The organism is Streptococcus sanguinis (assembly GCF_003943655.1).
Lineage (GTDB): Bacteria > Bacillota > Bacilli > Lactobacillales > Streptococcaceae > Streptococcus > Streptococcus sanguinis_F.
In genome coordinates this window covers 1-23,994 of the sequence record NZ_RJMM01000037.1, presented here as the reverse complement: position 1 = coordinate 23,994, position 23,994 = coordinate 1, and the positions used below count along the sequence as shown (strand labels likewise).

The following is a 23,994-nucleotide window of genomic DNA, read 5'->3' as shown; positions in this document are numbered from 1 at the left end:
TAGTCACTTAAACTCGCACCTTCAGGAATATCTCCTTCCAGATATAGATCGAAAAACAACAAAACCTCGTAATTTTCCGATAAACGAATGAAATCTTTTCTCAAATCCTTTATTTCTTCTGCCGATGCTTCATACTTCCCTGTCTTGGGATTATACTTTAGTTCTTTTTTAATTTGAACCAAATCACGATAAAACCCTTTTTGGTCATCAGTTACATCGTAATCTATATCTGTTCTCAGCTCCTTAAATTTCACTGGCTTTAGAACAGACTCTTTATCAAAATATAAGGTATTCAACATAGGATGAGAATTTGTATCTAAGACAGAAGAAAATATAAGATCTTTTAGTATCGAAGATGGTTCATCGTCACTATTAGCGTAATAGGAAAAAGTCCCTTCTTCTAACTTATCTGTTAAAATTTTGTTTGCGCCTTCTGTCAGTTGAACTTTTACATCATATTCATAAGAAACATGGCTAACCCAAGTTGGAATCTCTATGTTCTTAACCTTCAATCCTAAATTATCTTCAAAAGCTGTGTTCACAACATATTCAATATGCTGCTTTTCCTCTTTTGTAACAAGTTTTGTCGGCATAAATGCCCAAATAAATTGAACTATAGGTAACACGCCTATGACAAAAATTGAAATAAAGAAAATAAATATTAGTTTAATTAAATCCTTTTTCACTTCAATTCCCCCACTTAAACTTCTCTAACTTTTTTTCACATAGTGACTCATTGACTAGAGAAGCAATTAAGAGCTTAGCTTGCAACTTTGGTGCTAACTATATTTTCTAATCCATCGCCTTTATTTCCAGAATCATATCGCGAATCTGTGCGGCCAGTTCGAAGTCGAGAAGTCCGGCAGCTTCTTGCATTTGGCCTTCCAGTTTCTTAATCATGTCCTTGCGCTCTTGCTTATTGAGGCTTTCAATTTCGACAGTTTCGTCCTTATCTGGCAGGGCAGCCTTGGTCACGCTAATTAGGTCGCGGATTTCTTTCTTGATGGTCTGCGGTACAATGCCGTGCTCTTCATTATATGCCATCTGGATTGCCCGACGGCGGGCAGTTTCATCAATAGCGCGCTGCATGGACTGGGTCATAGTGTCGGCATACATAATTACATGACCCTCGCTGTTGCGAGCTGCTCGGCCAATAGTCTGGATAAGACCGCGTTCGTTGCGGAGGAAACCTTCCTTGTCTGCATCAAGAATTGCCACCAAACTAACCTCCGGCACGTCGATTCCCTCGCGCAGCAGGTTAATCCCAACCAAAACGTCAAAGACACCCAAGCGCAAATCACGGATAATCTCAGTCCGCTCCAAGGTCTTGATATCCGAGTGCATATACTTGACCTTGACTCCCATTTCCTTGAAGTAGTCCGTCAAATCTTCCGCCATCTTCTTGGTCAGGGTTGTGATAAAGGTACGTTCGTTCTTTTCAACACGTTCATTGATTTCACCCAAAAGATCATCAATTTGCCCCATGGTTGGACGAACTTCTACCTCTGGATCCAGAAGCCCTGTCGGCCGGATAATCTGCTCAATAACAGTATCCGTCTGTTCATTTTCATAGTCGCCCGGCGTAGCCGATACATAGACAATCTGGTGAACATGGCTCTCAAACTCCTCCCGGCGCAGCGGACGGTTGTCCAAGGCAGATGGCAAGCGAAAACCATAATTAACCAACATCTCCTTACGAGAGCGGTCTCCATTGTACATGCCCCGAATCTGTCCCATGGTCATGTGGCTCTCGTCAATCATAATCAAGAAATCGTCAGGGAAAAAGTCCAGAAGGGTATAAGGTGGCTCTCCTTCGCTCCGACCATCCATGTGGCGAGAATAGTTCTCAACGCCGTTTGTATAGCCCATTTCACGCAGCATTTCGATATCATACTCCGTACGCTGTTTCAAGCGCTGAGCTTCCAGAAGCTTGCCTTCCCTCTCAAAGATAGCAAGCTGCTCCTCAAGCTCGGCCTGAATTTTAGCAATGGCTACTTCCATGTGGTCTTCATTGGTCACAAAGTGAGTGGCTGGGAAGATGGCCAAATGATCCACCTCACCCAAGACTCGACCTGTCAAGGCTTCAACCTCACGAATCCGGTCAATCTCATCTCCAAAAAACTCCACCCGGAAAGCATGTTCATCCCGAGAAGCAGGAAAGATTTCTACCACATCGCCTCGAACGCGGAATTTCCCCCGCTGAAAGTCAATGTCATTGCGCTCAAACTGGATATCTACCAGGTCATTAAGCAGCTTGTCACGGGAAATCTCTAGGCCAGGACGCAGGCTAACTACACTATCAGAGTATTCCTTAGGCGATCCCAGACCATAGATACAAGAGACCGAAGCCACGACAATCACATCGTTACGCTCCAAGAGGGCTGATGTCGCTGAGTGACGGAGCTTATCAATCTCGTCATTGACCGAGCTATCCTTTTCGATATAAGTATCACTGGAAGGCACATAGGCTTCAGGCTGGTAGTAATCATAATAGGAAACGAAGTATTCCACAGCGTTATTGGGGAAGAACTCCTTGAACTCACCATACAGCTGGCCGGCCAGCGTTTTATTATGGGCGATAACCAGAGTCGGCTTGTTGACCCGAGCGATAACCTGACTCATGGTATAGGTCTTACCAGTACCAGTCGCCCCCATGAGAATCTGGGCTTTCTCGCCCCCTTCAATATTATCCACCAGCTGCTCAATAGCTTGGGGCTGGTCACCTGAAGGCTCGTACTTGGAAACCAATTCAAATTTATTATCTGTAATTCTGTTAATCATCTTTTATTCCTCAAATTGTGCTTCTATCATTTTACCATATTTGCCCTATTTTCTCTGGATTTGGGTGTAGGTAGAATGGCCACGCTTCTACCATCGTCTGTCCCTTGTCACACATCTCTTTAAAAGACATAAAAAATGCCCAGCTCAACTGGGCGAAATGCTTATTTCTTAAAAATCAGCTCCTGAGGCAGGCGATTTTCTTTCTTTAATGACCAGTAAAGATAGGCAATGCAGCCAATCAGGACGATACTGGCAAAAATAGATCCTTCAGCACCAAAGGCTCCACCAGACAGCAAATCCACAGAAGATTGCGAGCTATAGTTCAAGATAGAGGTAGATGCTCCTTGGCCACTGACCTGAATACCATAGATATTTCCTTGCACAAAATTCCAAGCGCCGTGCATACCAGCCAGTACCCACATATTGTCATACTTGAGCATAAGGAAACAAGCAAAGATACCGTCTAGTATGATATTGACAATAGAAAGAACGGTCACACCAGGGTTAAAGAGGTGCAGTGCCCCGAATAGAGCACTAGAAATCAAGATACCAATGAAGATATTTGATTTAGCACTAACTGCTGGAAAGAGCCAACCACGCGTCACTAGCTCTTCTGTCCCACCTTGAAGAATCCAGAAAGGAATGATAGCTAAGACAAAAATCAAAGACTGCAAGTTAAGCTGACCTAATTTCAGACTGCCTGTCCCTGTCACCAAGAGCAAGACAACAACCAGCGAAAACTGAACGGCTCCAATAAGGAAACCTTTGAGGAGATTTTTGAACCAGTCCTGTTTATAAAATCCCAGACTAGAAAAAGGACGCTTCTCACGATATCGAACCCAGAGAAAGACAGTAAGAGCGATAAAAAAGAAACCGGCTAGCTGAAAAAAGACCGTATAGTGACTAATGGCTGCCATTGCTTCTGTCCGATTAATCGTCGGATCTGCAAAGCCTAACAAGAGTCCGACAATGATACCAATTGGCAACATTCCGACAAAACTTAAAATTCCTNCTCCATAAACAAAGCCAATAGCAATCAAGATAGCCAACCAAATCGGCGGAATATAACGCGATTGCTTGATAGCATCCAACATACGAGATTTAAACATATAATTATTCCTTTCCTTGTTTTAATTTATTATAGCATGTTATTTTAGGAGGAGCAAAAACTAGCCGTCAAAACTGTTTCTGAGACTTTCTCACAAGCTCTGTCAAACTACCGTCTTTTTTCATCTTGATAAGCAAGTAAAAAACNGCCAGCAAGAGAATGAGCGAGCTAAAGATAGAGGCTTCGGCACCGAAAGCTCCACCAGTTAGCCAGCTCGAATCCGTCTTAGGGATAAAGTTCAATACTGCAGCGTCAACTCCAGTACCACTAACGCTGAAACCATAGATATTTCCTTGAGTAAAGTTCCAAGCAGTATGAAGTCCTATAATCCCCCAGACATTGTCCGTCCAAAGCAGATAGAGACTTGCAAAGAGGCCAAATAAGGCAATGTTAACAATGGGAAGAATACCAATATCTGGATTGCCTAGGTGCAAGAGTGCAAAGAGCTGGCTCGAAGTCAGTAAACCGATGGGCAGGTTGGTCTTTTTGACAGCAACTGGCAGCAGCCAAGCACGTGTCACTAGCTCTTCTGCTCCACCCTGCATCATCCAGAGCGGAAGTAAAATCAAGATATAGAGAAAAGGTTCCAGCGTCAGCTGTCCCCATTCAAAAGATCCAGCTCCGCTCAACAGCATAAGCAGAGCGACTAGACTAAAGAGGAGAAAACCTACCGCCAATCCCTTGACCAGCTCCACCAAGCTTCCTTTTTTAACAAAACCCAGAGTCGCGAGCGGTCGTCCTTCAGCCCAGCGCACCCAAAGAAAGAGAGCCAGTATCATAAAAACAAAGCCAAATAAGAGAAAAGGCAGGGCAAAATTGAAAAAGATTTCAAAGAATCCTCCTTGACCTAAGAAACCTAGCATAAGACTAAGTACAGCCGAAATTGGCTCCAAAGCCAGATAGGCCAACTGCTGTCCACCTTGCACAAAAATAACAGCCAGTAAAAGAGACAAAATATAAGGAGGGACAAAGCGAGCTTGATAGACTCCGTCCAAGATAAGTGATTTTTTCATAAGAACCTCATTCTATCCTTGTTTTCATTTATTTCCAGTATAGCAGACTTTACGCGAAGAACAAAGAAAAGTTACGGCTCAACTTACAAAAACAGAGAGTTTATATGTCAGAAAACCTAACATAAAAACAGGAGAAATTTGCCTAATCAGTGTTTTTTTGCTATAATGCTAGAATGCTAAAAAGGAGGAAGAAAATGAAGAAAAAATTCTTAGCAGTCTTGCTAACATTATTTCCATTTTTTGCGTTAGGGGCGACAGCCCAAGCAGATACGGTCAAAATCGTATCCGATACTGCTTACGCACCATTTGAATTTAAAGATTCTGATCAGACTTACAAGGGGATTGACGTTGATATCATCAACAAGGTCGCAGAAATCAAAGGCTGGGACATTGACATGAGCTTCCCAGGCTTCGATGCAGCTGTCAATGCGGTCCAAGCTGGCCAGGCGGATGCCATCATGGCTGGTATGACCAAGACAAGCGAGCGTGAAAAAGTCTTTACCATGTCTGATACCTACTATGACACCAAGGTCGTTATCGCGACGACCAAGGCAAATACCATCAGCAAATACGAACAGCTGAAAGGGAAGAAAGTCGGTGTCAAAACAGGAACGGCTGCCCAACGTTTTCTTGAGAAGAACAAGGATAAGTATGGCTACACTCTTAAGACCTTTGACACGGGTGACTTGATGTATAACAGCCTTTCTGCTGGTGATGTCGATGCAGTGATGGACGATCAGCCGGTCATTGAGTACGCCATCAATCAAGGCCAAAACCTGAAAATTTCTATGAAGGGTGAGGCTGTCGGAAGCTTTGCTTTTGGTGTCAAAAAAGGCAGCAAGCACGAGCACTTAGTTACTGAGTTTAACGAAGCTTTGGCACAGATGAAGGAAGACGGCAGTCTGGAAGAAATCATCAATAAATGGACGGCTTCTAAAGGCAGCTCTGACTCAGCTGTTCCAGAGACTTCTACTCCTGCCGGTCAAAAAGCTACTCCGACAAAAGACAAATACATCATTGCCAGCGACTCATCTTTTGCTCCTTTTGTCTTCCAAGATGACAGCAACCAATATACTGGTATTGACATGGAGCTGATTAAGGCTATTGCCAAAGACCAAGGCTTTACTGTGGAAATAACCAACCCTGGCTTTGATGCAGCTATTAATAGCGTTCAGACCGGTCAGGCTGACGCAATTATCGCCGGCATGTCTGTCACAGATGCCCGTAAGAAAACTTTTGACTATTCCGATCCTTACTACACAGCCAACTCTATCTTGGCAGTCAAGGACAGCAGCAATATCAAGTCCTACGAGGAACTCAAGGGCAAGACAGTCGGTGTCAAAACCGGTACCGCTTCTCAGACTTTCCTTGAGGAAAACAAGAGCAAGTACGGCTACTCTATCAAGACTTTCTCAGACGCAGCTTCCATGTATGACAGTCTCAATACTGGCTCTGTCGCAGCTGTGATGGATGATGAGCCCGTTGTCAAATACGCTATCAAACAAGGTAAGAAACTTAAAACACCTATCGAAGGCACCCCAAGCGGCCAAGTCGCTTTCGCAGTCAAAAAAGGCAGCAATCCTGAGCTGATTGAGATGTTTAACAATGGACTTGCTAATCTAAAAGAAAGCGGCAAGTACCAAGAGATTTTAGACAAGTATCTGGCTAGCGAGGAAAAGGAATCCACAGTAGATGAGTCAACTATTTGGGGCTTGCTGCAAAACAACTACCAAGAACTTCTTAAAGGTCTGGGGGTGACGATTGCCTTGGCCCTGATTTCATTTGCGATTGCTATGGTCATTGGGATTATCTTTGGTATGTTCAGCGTCAGCCCTTATAAACCGCTGCGCTGGATTGCAGAAATCTTTGTTGATGTCATTCGCGGTATTCCGCTGATGATTGTGGCAGCCTTTATCTTTTGGGGGATTCCTAACCTAATCGAATCCATGACTGGACAACAAAGTCCAATCAACGCTTTCGTTGCAGGAACCATTGCTCTCTCTCTCAATGCCGGCGCCTATATCGCTGAAATTGTCCGTGGAGGTATCCAGGCCGTACCAGTTGGACAGATGGAAGCTAGCCGCAGCTTAGGGATTTCCTACTCCAAGACCATGCGCAAAATTATCCTGCCACAGGCAACCAAGATTATGTTGCCAAACTTTGTCAATCAGTTTGTCATCGCACTCAAGGATACAACGATTGTCTCAGCTATTGGACTGGCCGAGCTCTTCAAAACAGGTAAAGACATCATCGCCCGTAACTATCAGAGTTTCCGGATGTATGCTATCCTAGCCGTGCTCTATCTCATCATTATCACGCTCTTGACCCGCTTGGCAAAACGCTTAGAAAAGAGGATTAAGTAATGGCAAAATTAAAAATCGATGTGAACGATCTTCATAAATACTACGGGGAAAACGAAGTCCTAAAGGGGATTACTGCTAAATTCTACGAGGGCGATGTAGTCTGCATCATCGGCCCTTCTGGTTCTGGTAAGTCAACTTTCCTGCGCAGTCTCAACCTGCTAGAGGAAGTGACCAGCGGAACCATCACGGTTGATGGCTTTGATCTGACAGACAAGAAGACTGATGTGGATCTGGTTCGAGAAAATATCGGTATGGTCTTCCAGCACTTCAACCTCTTCCCTCACATGACTGTTCTGGAAAATATCACCTTTGCTCCTGTTGAGCACAAGCGCTTGACCCAAGACGAAGCAAATAAGCTGGGGATGGAGCTCTTGGAAAAGGTCGGCTTAGCTGATAAGGCAGATGCTAGTCCAGACAGCCTGTCCGGCGGTCAAAAGCAGCGGGTGGCAATTGCTCGAGGTCTGGCCATGAATCCAGACATCATGCTCTTTGACGAGCCTACTTCTGCCCTTGACCCTGAAATGGTCGGCGACGTTCTAAACGTTATGAAGGATCTGGCCCAGCAAGGTATGACCATGCTGATTGTGACCCATGAGATGGGCTTTGCCCGTCAAGTAGCTAACCGCGTTATCTTTACCGCTGATGGTGAATTCCTAGAAGATGGCAAGCCTGACCAAATCTTTGACAATCCGCAGCACCCACGTCTCAAGGACTTCTTGGACAAGGTACTGAATGTATAAAACCAAACGAAGAGCCAGCTATAAGCCGGCTCTTTTCTTGTTTCAAAATTTTTAAACTACATTACCCACCATTGGTAAAGCGACCAGTAGAGAATATTGGCTACGATAGCGAGTGCAGATAGACTAGTTAGAACTGTCAAGAAGAGGCGGCCTTTTCCGAGATCCTTTCGAGCCTTGCTAAAGAGCGGAAAAACTGCACATCCTGCTAAGAACAATCCCAAACCTGCAAAGACCATATAACGCCACTGAGCGATGATACTGAGATCCGTTGCACTTGAGCTAAGTAGCAGCAAGAGTAAATTGCAAGCCACGGCCACTACTCCTGCAGCTGTCAAGATGTGCCACCATTTCCAAGCTCGATTTTGCTTGCTTTTTTCTTTGCCAAAGACCAGTCGATAAAGGACTAGCACAAGCCAAACAAGTAGATTTCCCAAAGAGTAAACGACACTAAGAGCTGCCAAGGCAATCAACCCAAACTTAGTCCAGATTTCCCAGTCAGGGACTTTCTCAAAATCACTGACTGGAGTAGCGATTCGCGTTTTACCATTTCCACTTTTATAAATAGTCCAAAACAAATGATCCATTCGCTCCGAGGACGGCTTCTTCATATGAAGCATATTACCTGGAAAGAGCTGGTACAAAGAAAGCGGACCTTGATTAAAATTCCGAAGGATTTGATAGTAGCCAGGTTCGAACTTTTTCTGAGTCTCTGCACTGGCTGTCGGACGTTTTCCAAAAATCAATTCTGGCATGCCATCATTATAAATTTCTTCCACACCTTGATTGGTCATGATCACCTGGCCGATACCATCCTTCAGATCCAGCAGGAGATAGCTGGAAAAACCATTTGTATTCCCTCCGTGTCCTAGCACTGTAACGCCAAATTTACTGGCCCAGAAGCCATGAGCATTACGAACGATGTCTGTATCAGGATAGGTTGATGTCGTCGAATAGAGAGTCGTCCATGTCTCCGACCGAGTAAAGAGAGTTTTACGACTCAGCAGAGCCTGAGCAAATTTTTGAAAATCACTCAATGTTCCTGTGGCTCGACCAACTGGATACAGGCCGACTTCATAAAGTGCATCGCCTAACAGGCTGCCATCTGTCGCATATCCTTTTACTTCCTTGCGCTTGGCTTGGACATAAGCATTGTCAGACAAGTCTTGAGCTATAGCCGTTCTCTCCATGTCCAGAGACTGGAAGATATGCTCATGAACATAATCAACAAAGGATTGCCCAGAAATTCGTTCCACAATGTAGGCCGCCAATCCCGTACTGTAGTTGGAATAAGCTGTCGTTGTACCCGGCTCAAAGGACTGAGCGGGCTGATATTGGAGCAGCAAATCCTCTAAACTCTTGCCCCCTTGCATATAGAGAGGGGCTTCATCAAAACCTGACTGATGATTCATCAAATCTAGCATAGTAATAGGCTTGTCATACTGGAGATTTCTAAGAAAGCCTTTTGGCAGATAAGTTTTGATGTCTGCTTCTAGGTCGATTTTGCCCTCTTCCCAGAGCTGCATGACAGAGACCCAGACGGTCAGCTTAGTCACGGATCCCCATTCAAAGACGCTGTCATCATCGGCTTTGATTCCCTTTTCCTTATCCATATAGCCGAAGTTTCCTTGATAGATAGTGCCGTCTTTGTCAAAGACAGCTGTTGCCATGCCGGCTGTTGTCTTTTCGTGCTCTTTGACATAGTCTTGGATCTTCTGACCAATTTTGTCTCGATCCGTACCAGACGGCAACTTCTGCTCTTCAGCTAGCGCAGTGACTGGGCGAAAAAGCGCCAATGTTAAAATAGTTAGCAGTGTGAGAATAAATGTTTTTTTCATGAGATACTCCTTTGCAGAATTACACAGACAAAGCCCGCCTTTCCAAAGGAAGGCAAGCAACTTATATCACATCACCCACCACTGATAAAGCGACCAGTAGAGGATATTGGCAACAATAGCCAGGGCAGATAGACTAGTCAGAGCCGTCAAGAAGAGGCGGCCTTTTCCGAGACGCTTTCGAGCTTTGCTGAAGAGCGGAAAAACTGCACAGCCTGCTAAGAACAGGCCCAGACCTGCAAAGAGTATGTAACGCCACTGAGCAATCTCGCTAAAATCTCCTGAAGCTTGCGCCACGAACATTAGAAAGAGATTAATCGGAAAAACCAAAACCCCAACAGCTGTTAGAATGTTCCAGACTTTCCACACGTGGTCTGGCTGATCTTGTTTTTTACGGAAGATGAGTCGATAGGCTCCTAGAATCAGACTAATGAGGAGTAGACCGAGGGCATAGATGATACCAAGTCCACCAGAGCCAAGAACAATAAAGTCTTTATAGAAATCAAAGTCAGAGATTTTCTCGTAGTCTGCGACACCTAATGCGATATGGGGCTTGCCTTTGCTCTGATAAATGGTCCAGAAGTTATTTAACAATCGTTGATCTTCAGAAGGTTTTTGCCAATTATTTGCAAAGCCTGAAACCATTTTAAAGATAGCCAGTGGTCCTTGATTAAAGTTGCGTAGAGTGCGATAATAGCCAGGACTGAACTGCTCTTGGGTTTCCTTGCTGGCCGTTTTACGTGGCCCAAAGACGAGCTCTGGCATTTGGAAATTATAATTTTGCTCTGTACTCTGATTAGTCATGACGATATAGCCGATACCATGCTCCAAGTCCAATATCATCCGTGAGCTAAAGCCAAGCGTATTTCCGCCGTGTCCTAGCACTGTAGTGCCATATTCGTTAGCCCAAAAGCCATGGGCGTTACGAGCAGTATCTGTTCCAGGATAGGTCAGGCTTGGGCTGTAGAGTGTACTCCAAGTCTCTGGACGCTCAAAGAGCGTCTTGCGAGCCAGCAGGGCTTGGGCGAACTTCTGTAAGTCTTTCAAGGTACCAGTAGCCGCACCGATAGGATAGAGGCCAACAATGAAACTATCCTTTCTCAGAACTTTTCCTTGGATGTCATATCCTTTGGCCTCTTGACGCTTTTTCTGAACGTAGGAATTGTCTGATAGATCCGGCAAAATAGCCGTTTTATCCATGCCCAGAGGTTGGAAAATATGCTCATGAGCATAATCAACAAACCGCTGTCCGGAGATCCGCTCAACAATCAAAGCAGCCAAGCCGGTACCGTAATTTGAATAAGCTGTGACTGTACCGGGTTCAAAGGACTGGATAGGTTGTTGTTCTTTAAGGATTTCTTCGATACTTTTATCGCTTCGCATGTACAAAGTAGCCTCGTCAAAACCTGACTGATGGTTCATCAGATCCAGCATGGTGATAGGCTTATCATAGCGGAGATTTTTGAGGAAGCCCTCTGGCAGATAGGTGCGGATGTCTTCTTCTAAGTTAATCTTACCTTGCTCCCAGAGCTGCATGACAGAGATCCAGACGGTCAGCTTAGTCACAGAACCCCATTCAAAAACGCTGCCGTCATCAGCTTTGACTCCCTTTTCCTTGTTCATATAGCCAAAGTTTCCTTGATAAATGGTACCGTCCTTATCAAAGACTGCCGTCGCCATGCCGGATGTTGTCTTTTCATGTTCCTTGACAAAGTCTTTGATTTTCTGGCCAATCTGGTCACGTTTGATACCAGAGGGTAGCTTTTGAAACTCCTCAGCCAGCGCAGTAGCTGGCTGGAAGAGTCCCAGAGTTATAATCGTTAGAAGCGTTAGAATAAATGATTTTTTCATGCGATTCTCCTTACAAAATCACGTAGACAAAGCCCGCATCCCTTCAGAAAGGCAGGCAACTTATCACAGCGCCCAGAACTGATAAAGTGACCAGTAGAGAATATTAGCAACGATGACCAGAGCTGACAGACTAGTCAAGACAGTCAGGAAAAGTCGGCTCTTGCTCAATCCTTTTCTTGCCTTGGTCAGAAGCGGGAAGACTGCACAGCCAGCTAAAATTAGACCTAAGCCAGCAAAGACCATGTAGCGCCAGCTAGAAAGGTAGCTAGGGTCACTTGCTCCTAAAGCTAAGAAAAGGAAATAGAAATTGACAACCACTCCCACTGCTGCAAGGGAAGTCAGATAGGTCCAGATACGAAGTTCTTTAGGTGTTTTAGACTGATTTTTTTTGAATACTAGTCGGAAAAGATCGAGACCACCTCGCACTAAAAGCTGAAGTAAAGCATAGATAACTCCTACTACCATGAAAATCAATACAGCCCAATCTCTCATCACGTCTATATCTTTTACTTTGAAAGTATCGCCATAGGCATATGTTACTTTTGCTGTTCCATTTTGCTCACTGACTACTGCAAAATCACCGTTCAAAAATTTATTATCAGCTGAATTTGTAACATAACTGGTACGTGGGAATATTCTAGTGAAAGACAGGGGGCCTGTTTCATAATATCTTGCTGATCGGTAATTTCCTGCTGGAAATTTGTCGAAAGTTTCCTGCGGAGTCTTTTTCTTAGCTCCAAAGACAAGAGCTGGCATATCGTAATTATAGACCTCTTCATGCCCTTGATTGGTCATAATGGTCATACCAATACCATTTTTCAAATCTAACAAGATATAAGAAGAAAAACCATAGGAATTGCCACCGTGACCGACAAGAGGCGTGCCATATTCTTGGGTCCAGAAGCCATGCATATTGAGCGGCATATCCGTTCCCGGATAATTCGAAGTTGCCGTATAAAGTGTAGTCCAAGTCTCAGCATGTTTGAAAAGCTTCTCCTTCTTCAAAAGTGCTTGGGCAAACCTCTGAAAATCACCCATGGTACTCGCTGTAAGACCGACTGGATAAAGACCGATATTCATGTAATTCACACCTAGAGATTTACCATTGATATCATAAGTTATCTCTTCCTTCCGTTTCTCAAGGACGTAATCATTATCTTTATAGCCAGTTAAAAGAGATGTTTTGTTCATACCTAATGGTTGTAAGATATGCTTGCGGGCATAGTCCGCAAAGCTCTGACCGGAGATTCGCTCAACGATATAGGCTGCCAGTCCCGTACTGAAGTTAGAGTATCCAGTCATAGTGCCTGGTTCATAGAGTTGGGCTGGCTGATTGATCGCAAGGATTTGTTCAATATTCTGCCCTTTATTTTCTAGATAAGCGTGAGAAGAGTCCTCAAAGCCTGCTTGATGGTTCATTAGATCCAACATAGTAATGGGCTTGTCATAACGGAGAGTCTTGAGAAATCCCTCAGGCAGGTAATTGCGAATATCTTCTTCAAGATTAACCTTGCCCTCTTCCCAGAGCTGCATGACAGAGACCCAGACCATTAGCTTCCCAGCAGATCCCCATTCAAAGACACTATCGTCATCGGCCTTGATGCCTTTTTCTTTATCCATATAACCGAAGTTTCCTTGATAAATTGTACCATTCTTGTCAAAGATAACAGTCTCCATACCGGCTGTTGTCTTTTCATGTTCCTTGACATAGTCTTGGATTTTCTGGCCGATCTGGTCACGTTCGATACCAGATGGTAGCTTTTGAGGATCCTCAGCCGATGCAGTAATTGGCCGGAAGAGTCCTAGAGTTATAATCGTTAGAAGCGTTAGAATAAATGTTTTTTTCATGCGATTCTCCTTTGCAGAATTATGCAGACAAAGCCCACCTTCCCAAAGGAAGACAGGCAACTTATCACATCACCCACCATTGGTAAAGTGACCAGTAGAGAATATTGGCTACGATAGCCAGGGCGGACAGACTAGTCAGAGCCGTCAAGAAAAGGCGGCCTTTTCCGAGACCCTTTCGAGCCTTGCTAAAGAGCGGATAAACCGCACATCCTGCTAAGAACAAGCCCAGACCGGCAAAGACCATATAACGCCAAGATTGAACAATTGAGTAATCCTGATTCATGGCAGCCAGTAAAAGCAGAATGAGATTTCCAGCAAACAGCAGCATCCCTAGAGAAGTCAGGAAATTCCAAATCTTCCAAGAGCGAGGAGCCGAGCTTTTTGCTTTACGCAGGATAAGACGGAAACTGCCAATCAGAAAACTAATCAAGACATTTCCCAGAGCAAACACGAGTGCCAAACCTCCGAGAAACACGACTAGATAATGCCTAAAGAGAACTGAATCGGAAATCCTTTCTGCATTAAGGACACCAAATTCGAGGCGGTCAGCACCTTGGCTTCGGTCAATAGTCCAGAAAGTGCTCAGCAGATCCGGCTGATCTGAGACTTTATTTATCTTTTGGATTGCCCCGGGAATCATGAGCATGAAGGACAGCGGACCACTATTATAGCTTCTCAGATAGTGGTAAGAGCCGGGCTTGAACTGCTTTTTAGTAGCTTCACTGACAGTCTGCATCTTGCCAAATATCAGCTCCGGCATTTGAACATTGTAAACTTGTTCATACAGTTGATTGGTTAAGATGACTTGACCGATGCCATTTTTCAGATCTAAGTAGAGATAGCTAGAAAAGCCATCAGCATTACCACTGTGTCCCAGCAAGGTAACACCGTAGTGACTGGCCCAAAAGCCATGAGCATTACGAACAATATCCGTACCAGGGTGGGTAGAGGTTGTTGAGTAAAGCTCGGTCCAAGTTTCTGGACGATGAAAGAGCGTCTTACGTTCCAGCAAGGCCTGGGCGAATTTCTGCAGGTCTCCTAGAGTCCCCACAGCCCCTCCGACTGGGTACATCCAGAGCTTAAATGGTGTATCTCCCAAGAGCTTACCTTGGTCATCATAGCCCTTATCCTCCTTGCGCTTTTCCTGTACGTAAGCGTTGTCCGATAAGTCAGGCAAGATAGCAGTCCGATTCATGCCCAGCGGCTCAAAAACATGCTCATGGACATAGTCTGCATACTTCTGCCCAGAAATCCGCTCCACGATATAGGATGCCAAAGCCGTGCTGTAGTTAGAGTATGATGTCGTCGTACCCGGCTCAAAGGACTGAATAGGCTGGTAATCGCGGAACTGCTCTTCCAAGTCGCTCTTATCTCCCTTTTTGTAGAGTGGCATTTCATCAAAGCCAGCCTGATGGTTCATCAGATCCAGCATGGTGATAGGTTTATCGTAGCGAAGATTGCGGAGAAAGCCTTCCGGCAGATAAGTTTTGATGTCTGCTTCCAGGTCGATTTTGCCCTCTTCCCAGAGCTGCATGACCGATACCCAGACCGTCAGTTTAGTGATTGAAGCCCATTCAAAAACACTGTCATCGTCAACTTTGACTTTGTTTTCCTTGTCCACATAGCCAAAATTTCCCTTGTAGATGGTTCCGTTTTTATCAAAGACAGCTGTTGCCATACCGGACGTTGTCTTTTCATGTTCCTTGACAAAACTTTCGATTTTTTGACCAATTTGGCTACGATCTGTGCCAGACGGCAACTTCTGCGAGTCAGCTAAAGCAGCTGTCGGCCGGAAGAGTCCCAAAGTTATAATCGTTAGAAGTGTTAGAATAAATGATTTTTTCATGATATACTCCTTTGTGCAATGGAGCTGCGCTTATTACAGGCCCCACCACTGATAAAGTGACCAATAGAGAATATTGACAACGATAGCTAGAGCTGACAGACTAGTCAAGACAGTCAGGTAGAGTCGGCTCTTGCTCAATCCTTTTCTTGCCTTGGTTAGAAGTGGGAAGACTGCACAGCCAGCCAGAATCAATCCCAGACCAGCAAAGACAATGTAGCGCCAGCTCGCTAGAAAGCTCAGATCGTCAGTAGCAAATGTGTTGAAGAGGAGAAGGAAGTTTATAGCCACACCTACTCCAGCTAAAGAAGTTAGGTAAGTCCAGATACGAAGAGGTTTTGGTGTTTTAGATTGACCTTTTTTGAAGACCAATCGGAAGAGATCCAGTCCGCCCCGTGCCAAAAAGAGAATGATACTGAAAACAATTCCGGCTGCCGCTGAAATAAGCAAGGACCAGTCTTTTAGAATCTCGCTATCCTTGACTCTGAAGTTGTCGCCATAGGAAGCTGTTACCTTAGTCTCGTCTCCACTACCGCTGACTACTGAAAAATTCTGACTCAAAAGCGGATTGTCCTTGGATTTCTCAACAAATTGAGTGTAAAGCAAAATTCTGGAGATAGACATAGGACCACTGGCAAAGTTGCGAGCAGATCGGTAATTGCCAGACTGGAATTTGTCAAAGGTGGCTGAGTCCGTCTTTTTCTTAGGTCCAAAGACCAAGGCTGGCATTTCATAGTTATAAACCAACTCATGATCTTGATTCGTCATAATGGTCATACCTATACCATTTTTCAAGTCCAACAGAATATAAGATGAGTAGCCAGTCGAGTTTCCTCCATGGCCAACAAGCGTCGTGCCGTACTCCCGTGTCCAAAAACCGTGCATATTGAGCGGCATATCCGTTCCTGGATAATTCGAGGTTGCTGTGTAAAGGGTTGTCCAAGTCTCAGCGTGCTTAAAGAGCTTTTCTTTCTTCAAAAGCGCTTGGGCAAACCTCTGGAAGTCAGCCAGAGTAGAGATGCCATTTCCCGCTGGGTAAAGCCCTAGATGGAAATAGCTAGTTCCCATAGATGTCTGACCGTCCGCCCGATAAGAGATTTGCTTCATCCGCTTCTGGTAAATCTTTGGATTTTCCTTAAAGTCGGCTGATAGAGCAGTGTCTTTCATCCCTAGTGGTTGAAAGATATGCTCATGGACATAGGCCGAGAAGTCCTGACCGGAGATTCTCTCAACGATATAGGCTGCCAGACTAGCTGAAAAGTTTGAGTAGGCTGTCATGGTGCCTGGTTCGTAAGACTGTTCTGGCTGATTAACTGCCAGAATCTCCTCAATAGACAATCCCTTATCTTCCTTGTAGGCATGGGTAGACTCACCAAAGCCGGCCTGATGGTTCATGAGGTCTGTCATAGTGACGGGTTTGTCGTAGCGCAAAGTCTTCATAAATCCCTCTGGCAGATAGGTGCGAATGTCTTCGTCAAGGTCAATCTTGCCCTCTTCCCAGAGCTGCATAACGGAGACCCAGATAGCTAGTTTCCCTACTGACCCCCATTCAAAGACACTACCGTCGTCGGCTTTAATGCCTTTTTCCTTGTTCATATAGCCAAAACTACCTTGGTAAATAGTCCCGTCCTTGTCAAAAACGGTTGTTGCCATACCAGCTGTCGTCTTTTCATGTTCCTTGACAAAACTTTCGATTTTTTGACCGATTTGGCTGCGTTCTGTACCAGACGGCAGCTTCTGTTCCTCAGCCAAGGCAATAACCGGCTGGAAGAGCCCTAGAGTTATAATCGTTAGAAGCGTTAGAATAAATGATTTTTTCATAGCATTTCCTTTCTATTTAGCTTCAACAATCGCATAGGCGATACTTCTGTATACCATTCGGATAAAAATTCTTAACATAGCTTTCTCATTTCTTAATCAATGATTTGCATCATCTAATCAAAGGTCGCTGCTTCTACAGCCACCATCGTCGCTTCATCTTTCTTGACATGATCCTGAATTTTTTGGGCAATCTCAATGGCCACTGTGTTAGATTTCAAGGATTGCTCCATCGTCTTAGCTTGAGGCGTTTTTACAAGTCCCAAGCTTAGGACTGTCAAAAGCCAGAGAAATAAAGTTTTTGGCATGGTTTCTTACCCCTTAGATACAATTTAAAATGACGACCGGAATCTATCACATTCCAGTCCTTCTTATCTTTTACAAATTTTAGGCCTATCTACTATCTTTTGCTAGACTTAAGACAGAACTATTTCGGAGGTACACGGAGACATGAAAAATTAAGTCTATTTTTTAAAGGAAACTTTATTTAGTAGATTTTGTCATGTTTCTGCATATCCTTGGGATGTTCGTTTTCGGTGTCTTCTAGCTTTTATTTGCTTATCTTAAGATCGAGCTTGTCACTTCTATGACAGTGCAAGCTGGATGCCTATGAACGAATAATCCTACTTGGACGCTCCTGTGTCTGCTTTGTGCAATTAAAAACAGCTCTGCTAAATAAAGCAGGGCTGTATTTTGTATGAAGAAAAGAAAGGAGACATCAATGCTTCAAATAAGAAATCTAACGATCACCCACCTAAAAGACCTGAAAGAGTTAGTCAAAGATTTGTCACTGACTGTCAATCAAGGAGACAAGGTCGCTATTATCGGTGAGGAGGGCAATGGCAAGTCCACCCTGCTCAAGCTCTTGCTAGACGAGCGACTGGTCAGCTCCTATGTCAGCTACAGCGGACAGATTGATAAGTCCTATACTGCTGCTGTCTACCTGCCCCAGCAGTTGCCTTCAGAAGATGCCCAACTGACAATCAACGACTATTTCTTTGCTGATTTTGAGACAGAGCTGGACTATGCCAAGCTCTACCGCTATGCTGGAGAGCTCAACTTTGACAGCCAGCGTTTTGCCAGTCAGCAGCAGCTCTCTAGCCTATCAGGAGGAGAAAAACTAAAGGTTCAGCTCATCAAGAAACTAGCCAGTGATTGGGACATTTTCTTTCTTGACGAGCCCTCTAATGATCTTGATCTCGAAACTCTGACTTGGCTGGAAAACTTTATCAGCCACAGCCAGAGAACGGTCCTTTTCGTCTCTCACGACGAGCACTTTCTTGCTCAAGCTGCGACCAAGATTGTTCATCTGGAGCGAATAAAAAAGAAGCAGGAGGCCAGAACCAGCGTCAAGAGTCTGGACTATGAAAATTACCGCCATCAGCGTCAGGAAGCCTTTGAAAAACAGGGGCAACTAGCACGGAAAGAGCGAGAAGAACACGCCAAGACCATGGAAAAACACCGACGGGTTAAGCAGAGTGTGGAGCATACTTTACGAAACACCCATGACGCTACTGCAGGTCGACTGGTGGCTAAGAAAATGAAAAATATTCTCTCGCAGGGCAAACGATTTGAAAAGGCAGGTGCTGAAATGACCGAAATCCCAACACAGGAAGATTCCATCAGCCTTCATTTCTCAGACATAGAAGCTCTGCCATTGACCAAAAGAATCCTAAAATTAGAAGGAATGAAACTGGAAACAGACGAACGACAACTGGCGGAGAACCTGACTCTGGAGGTCTGTGGCCAGGAAAAAATCGGGCTGATTGGTGCTAATGGTGCAGGAAAATCTACTCTGCTTAAGGAAATATGGAAGATTCTGCGTGAGAGGACAGATATTCGGGTCGGCTACATGCCCCAGCATTATGGCGACTTGCTGGCTGATGAGAGCAGCCCTTTGGACTTTCTGGCTCCCTCTGGCGACAAGGCCCATGAGGAAAAAATCCTGACTCATCTAGCCAGCCTCCAGTTCACGCACGACGAGGCCAGTCACCCGATTGGGCAGCTTTCTGGTGGCCAAAAAGCCAAGCTCCTCCTGCTCAAACTAGTGCTAGACCGCCCCAATGTCCTCCTTCTGGACGAGCCAACCCGCAACTTCTCTCCCACCTCTCAGCCTCAGGTTCGCCAGCTTTTGGCGACCTATCCTGGCGCCATTATCGCTGTCTCCCACGATCGGATCTTTCTCAAAGAAGTCTGCCAGAAGATTTATCGACTTACGGAGACAGGGTTGGAGGAAGTTGAACTATAAGCAAAAAGAGTTGGAAATTCCAACTCTTTTAGTTTTGTTTATCATCAATCTGTGAACTTTAATAAAAATCCCCTCTTACTCCTGCGCCGTCTGCATTTGGTAATAAGCACCTCTGGCTGCCATGAGCTCCTGATGATTCCCATGTTCGACGATATCACCATCTACCATAACTAGGATGATGTCAGCATTTTGAATAGTAGACAGGCGGTGGGCGATGATAAAGCTAGTACGCCCCACCATGAGCTTGCTGAAAGCCTCCTGAATCAAGACTTCTGTCCGGGTATCGATGGAGGAAGTCGCCTCATCCAAGATTAGGATTTTAGGAACAGCAAGGAAGACACGCGCGATGGTTAATAGCTGCCTCTGACCTTGAGACAGGGAGTCCCCAGCATCTGCCAGATAAGTATCATACCCCTGAGGCAACTGCTGGATAAAGAAATGCGCATTGGCCGCCTTGGCAGCTGCAATGACCTCTTCTCGGCTGGCGTCTGGCCGGCCAAAAGCTATGTTGTCATGAATGGTCGCCGTCTTGAGCCAAGTCTCCTGCAGTACCATACCAAACTGCTGACGATAAGAAGCTCTGGTGTAATGCGTGATGGGAGTACCGTCTAGCGAAATAAGACCACTATCAACATTGTAAAAGCGCATGAGGAGATTGATTAAAGTAGACTTGCCAGCACCAGTTGGCCCGACAATGGCGACCTTGCTAGCTGCTGGAATCCTTATATTCAAATCCTGAATCAGCTCTTTTCCAGGCTCATAGCCAAAAGCCACATGCTCAAAACTAATCTGTCCTCTAACATCTTCAGACTGAAGAATTTCCTGACCAGACTCTGCTATTTCTTCTTGGTCCAAAACACTATAAATCCGCTCTGCACAAGCTAAAGCGCTCTGCAATTCCGACATGACTGACGATATATCATTGAAAGGCTTGGTGTACTGGTTGACGTAGTTGAGAAAAGTTACCAGCTGCCCAACCGTAAAGCCTGTTCCCTGAATGATTCGGACAGCCCCAAAGCCGACAATCAAAGCATAGATCAGCGCATTGATAAAACGAGTCGAAGGATTAACCGTCGAAGAATAGAAAATAGCCGCCTGAGAATAGTCTGCATAGGTTTGATTACTGCGAGTAAAAGCTGAATCAAACTGCTCCTGAGCATTAAAAGCCTGGATCAGACTTTCTTGAGTCAGACTTTCCTCAATCAGTTGGGTCTGGGCTCCTCTCGCCTGCGTCTGACGTTGGAAAAAGCTAAAACTTTTTCTAGCAATAAAGCGAGCTAAAAAAAGAGAAAGGGGCGTCAAAAGCAGAACCAAAAGCAGGAGGAAAAAGTCCAATCTGGCCATGCTAATGATAGTGACTAAGATGGTTAGCAAACCCACAAAGAATTGATTGAAAACCATGAGTAGGCCATTGCTGAGTTGCTCCAAATCGGTCGTCACCCGACTAACCAAGTCACCAGTTCCCTGCCGATCTAGATAGGCCAAAGGCAGATAGTGCACTTTCTTGATGACGCCTTGACGGAGCTGCTGGCCATAGCGATAGACCAGCTGATTATAGAGCAAGGGATTGAGCCACTGAATCAGCGTATTGACTAAGATGACCAACAGCATCTGCCCCAAAATCGGCATCACATGCTGCTCCGCATGAGGAAGAAGAACACTATCAACCGCATTCCCGATTAAAACTGGAAGAAGAACAGTCAGAGCCACTTGAGCCACCGTTCCCAGACTAGCTAGAAGAAAGAGCCAGCGCGCCTGCAGCAAATCGCGAGTCAAACGCCTCAAGCTGCTAGGTGATGTCTTATGCTTCATGCTTGCCCTCCTCTCCTTGACTATGCTGTGAGTGATGGATTTCTCGGTAAATGGCAGAGCTAGTTAAGAGTTCCTCGTGGCGACCAAGAGCCACCTGTTCTCCCTTGTCTAGGACTAAAATTTGATCCGCTGAGCGCAAGCTATTGGTCCGCTGAGAAATCAAGACCAGACTGGTCTCTGTCAATTCATTCTTAATAGCCTGCAAGAGTCTAGCCTCTGTCAGATAGTCCAGAGCTGAGGTCGCATCATCTAAAATCAAGAAAGGCGCCCTCCTCAAGACAGCTCTAGCAATGGTTAAACGCTGACGCTGACCGCCAGAAAAATTCCGACCAAAGGCCTCCACAGTCGCATCCAAGCCACCTTCCTTCTGAGAGACAAAGTCCGCCGCCTGAGCAATCTCTAAAGTCTGCCACAAGTCTGCATCTGTTGGCTTGCTTGACATGCCCAAGGTCAGATTGGATCGGACGGTTCCTTGGAAAAGCTCCGCCTTCTGAGGCACCAGACTGATCCAGGACCTCCATTCGCTCAAATTTTTAGGACTGCGTCCTTGGGAAAAGATGGTCAACTGACCAGCAGCCACAGGATAAAGATGAGCCAGCAGCTGAACCAGAGTAGATTTACCAGAACCTGTCCCGCCAATAACTCCCAAAGTCTGACCTCTTTTCAAATCAAAAGTCAGACCAGTCAAGGCTGGACTAGCTGCATTTGGATAGGAAAAGCTGACCTGCTGGACTTTAATGGCTTGATTTGGCAGAGCTGTTTCCTGCACTAATTCCTGCAGGACATCTTCTTCTGCTTGCTCGAAGACCTGACTGATACGACCTGCACTGATATAGCTTTGATTGAGTGAGTTGACCAGCATAGCCAGCTTGAGCAATTCCACCAAAATCTGCAATAAATAATTGACCAAGGCCACCAGCATCCCCTGGGTCAGTAAACCATTGCCGATAAAAGCATTTCCCTGCCAAATCACAGCAATCAGAGTACCATTGACCGTAAAAAAGGTCAGAGGGCTAATCAGACTAGATAGAGTCCCCGTCCTAATTTGCCAGGTTTTATAGAGTTCGTTGCGATTGCGAAAACTCTGAACCTCGCGCTGGGTCTGACCGAAAGCTCGTATAACCCTCATGCCCTGCAGCTGCTCACGCGTCAGATTAACCAGTTGGTCCGTCAGCTGGCGAATTTTGGCATAAAGAGGATTCATCAGACGAGACATGAAAACGATAATAGCCGTTAAAATTGCTACCATGAGCAAGAACCACAAGGTAATGGCCGGACTGATAGTAAAGGCCATGATGATAGAGCCAAAAACGATGATAGGCGCCCGCAGGAAGAGACGAAGAAATTGATTGATGCCCGTCTGGATCTGATAGGTGTCGCTCGTCAGCCGAGTCACCAGGCTAGAGGTCGTCAGCTCATCCCGACTAGCCTTGGGCAAGCGCAGAATCTTTTGATAGAGGTCACCTGTCATCTGACGAGTAAAGCCCACAGCTGCCTTTGATGAATAATACTGAGCCACCACTGCTACCACCACGCCCAGCGCAGCCAAGCCCATCAAAAGAAAAACCATCCAGTAGAGATGGGAGCTGACGTGTCTAGGAATGGTCTCATCCACAATACCCGCAATCAAAAGCGGAACCAAGAGTTCAAAACTGGCCTCCAAAAGCTTGAACAAAGGCCCTAGCAAAGACTCTCTGATATAGCCCTTGAAATATTTCAATAAATCTTTCATACTGCCTACTTCTCCATTAAACTGTATTTATTTTACCATAAATTACTCTGCTTTTCTGAAAATCAGGGCACAGGAAAACAAGGAGATGCTTGACTTATCAACTCCTTGTTTTTCATAAAAAGCTATATAACTAATCTCTGTTAATAAAACTTTGAATTTTCGACATTTTTACCAGGTATTCGATATATTGGTAAACACTTTCTATATCATATCCCTCACGCAATAATGCTGCAACAACATATGCATATTCAAGAGAGAGGTCAGTTTGAAAAATAGCACTATCATCAGTATTAATAGAGATAGGAAGATTGAATTTTGAGTCCGACTTTATAAACATACTATTCAATTCAATTAAAGGTAGGTCTATATACTTACTGATAAATGAAATTTTCCTATTGGAAGTCGGATTACTTTCGATACTAATTTCTTTTCGGAATATTTTAAGACGTAAGATGAATTGAACAAGTTTAACTGCTTCAATATAAATTTCTGATGCTTCTAATAAGACGGATTCTTTATGCATTTTTTTATACTTTTCAGAATAATGATATTGAAAATATAAGTTCCTTGCCCTGCTATTTTCAAAAGCTTGGCGATGTTTCTTATTGTGATAGTTGAGCCGATAATCAAAATCTTGAACCAACTTATCATATGATTTATTCTTCACCTCTTCAATATAAAGTTCTGGGTCATCTCCTCGCAACATATATGCACAATAGAAATCATACATTGAAATAGAATCATTGAAATTATACTTAACAACTTCGCGATCAAACTCTCCCTGAAGAAAACTTAGAATTGCGTGACTAGAAATTTCATTAGTTGCTAGAAACTGTTTCACTTCATTTTCTGTTTGATGCTCTTCTATCAAATAATACATCCATACACTATCATCTATGTATTCTTCAACATTAGAAATGACACTTTTTCTTTTTTTCTTAAAATATTTGTCAATATCTAATCCCAGTGCCAAGCCATGTCCAAAGCGATCCCCTCGTCGATAAT

16 protein-coding genes are annotated in these 23,994 nt (G+C 44.6%); 3 read left to right on the top strand and 13 right to left on the bottom strand.

Annotation, left to right across the window (positions count from 1 at the left end; genetic code table 11):
- From D8886_RS11120 to D8886_RS11105, 4 genes are all read right to left on the bottom strand, one after another.
- Positions 1–686 (bottom strand): hypothetical protein (locus tag D8886_RS11120; protein ID WP_125435707.1); only part of this gene is annotated, 686 nt, incomplete at its 3' end.
- 106 nt (positions 687–792) lie between these two features.
- A complete protein-coding gene (uvrB, locus tag D8886_RS11115) occupies positions 793–2,781 on the bottom strand; it encodes an excinuclease ABC subunit UvrB (protein ID WP_125435705.1) in 1,989 nt (662 codons plus the stop codon).
- A gap of 161 nt (positions 2,782–2,942) precedes the next feature.
- Positions 2,943–3,890 (bottom strand): CPBP family intramembrane glutamic endopeptidase, encoded by a 948-nt coding sequence (locus D8886_RS11110; RefSeq protein ID WP_125435703.1) that lies wholly within the window; start codon positions 3,888–3,890, stop codon positions 2,943–2,945.
- Between the two features lie 67 nt (positions 3,891–3,957).
- Complete coding sequence (locus D8886_RS11105; protein WP_125435701.1) at positions 3,958–4,902, bottom strand: CPBP family intramembrane glutamic endopeptidase; 945 nt, start codon at positions 4,900–4,902, stop codon at positions 3,958–3,960.
- A gap of 194 nt (positions 4,903–5,096) precedes the next feature.
- On the opposite strand from D8886_RS11105, the gene D8886_RS11100 reads away from it, so the two are divergent.
- Both D8886_RS11100 and D8886_RS11095 read left to right on the top strand, forming a co-directional pair.
- Positions 5,097–7,265: an ABC transporter substrate-binding protein/permease gene (locus D8886_RS11100; RefSeq protein WP_125435699.1), complete on the top strand. Its 2,169-nt coding sequence runs from the start codon at positions 5,097–5,099 to the stop codon at positions 7,263–7,265.
- Positions 7,265–8,005: an amino acid ABC transporter ATP-binding protein gene (locus D8886_RS11095; RefSeq protein WP_002895249.1), complete on the top strand. Its 741-nt coding sequence runs from the start codon at positions 7,265–7,267 to the stop codon at positions 8,003–8,005. The genes D8886_RS11100 and D8886_RS11095 overlap by 1 nt, the downstream gene beginning before the upstream one ends.
- A 56-nt stretch (positions 8,006–8,061) precedes the next feature.
- On the opposite strand, the gene D8886_RS11090 is transcribed toward D8886_RS11095, so the two are convergent.
- From D8886_RS11090 to D8886_RS11065, 6 genes are all read right to left on the bottom strand, one after another.
- The gene (locus tag D8886_RS11090; RefSeq protein WP_125435697.1) at positions 8,062–9,840 is read right to left on the bottom strand and encodes a serine hydrolase domain-containing protein; all 1,779 of its coding nucleotides are present in this window, start codon (positions 9,838–9,840) and stop codon (positions 8,062–8,064) included.
- Between the two features lie 66 nt (positions 9,841–9,906).
- On the bottom strand, positions 9,907–11,688 hold the full coding sequence (locus tag D8886_RS11085; RefSeq protein WP_125435695.1) for a serine hydrolase domain-containing protein: 1,782 nt from the start codon (positions 11,686–11,688) through the stop codon (positions 9,907–9,909).
- Between the two features lie 63 nt (positions 11,689–11,751).
- Entirely contained in the window at positions 11,752–13,536 is a 1,785-nt protein-coding gene (locus tag D8886_RS11080; protein ID WP_125435693.1) for a serine hydrolase domain-containing protein, read from the bottom strand.
- A gap of 64 nt (positions 13,537–13,600) precedes the next feature.
- Complete coding sequence (locus tag D8886_RS11075; RefSeq protein WP_125435691.1) at positions 13,601–15,382, bottom strand: serine hydrolase domain-containing protein; 1,782 nt, start codon at positions 15,380–15,382, stop codon at positions 13,601–13,603.
- A gap of 33 nt (positions 15,383–15,415) precedes the next feature.
- Positions 15,416–17,200, bottom strand: a complete 1,785-nt coding sequence (locus tag D8886_RS11070) for a serine hydrolase domain-containing protein (RefSeq protein WP_125435689.1) — start codon at positions 17,198–17,200, stop codon at positions 15,416–15,418.
- A gap of 113 nt (positions 17,201–17,313) precedes the next feature.
- The gene (locus D8886_RS11065) at positions 17,314–17,505 is read right to left on the bottom strand and encodes a hypothetical protein (RefSeq protein WP_061591679.1); all 192 of its coding nucleotides are present in this window, start codon (positions 17,503–17,505) and stop codon (positions 17,314–17,316) included.
- Between the two features lie 413 nt (positions 17,506–17,918).
- On the opposite strand from D8886_RS11065, the gene D8886_RS11060 reads away from it, so the two are divergent.
- Entirely contained in the window at positions 17,919–19,445 is a 1,527-nt protein-coding gene (locus tag D8886_RS11060; protein WP_125435687.1) for an ATP-binding cassette domain-containing protein, read from the top strand.
- 75 nt (positions 19,446–19,520) lie between these two features.
- Here the strand turns inward: D8886_RS11060 and D8886_RS11055 are convergent, their stop codons facing one another.
- The 3 genes from D8886_RS11055 to D8886_RS11045 all read right to left on the bottom strand — a co-directional run.
- Positions 19,521–21,257 carry an ABC transporter ATP-binding protein gene (locus tag D8886_RS11055; protein WP_125435685.1) on the bottom strand — a complete coding sequence of 579 codons (1,737 nt, stop codon included), beginning with the start codon at positions 21,255–21,257 and terminating at the stop codon, positions 19,521–19,523.
- On the bottom strand, positions 21,247–22,989 hold the full coding sequence (locus D8886_RS11050) for an ABC transporter ATP-binding protein (protein ID WP_125435683.1): 1,743 nt from the start codon (positions 22,987–22,989) through the stop codon (positions 21,247–21,249). Before D8886_RS11050 ends, D8886_RS11055 begins: the two co-directional genes overlap by 11 nt.
- Positions 22,990–23,119: 130 nt before the next feature.
- The coding region (locus D8886_RS11045; protein ID WP_142999465.1) for an amidohydrolase family protein at positions 23,120–23,994 on the bottom strand (875 nt) is incomplete at its 5' end.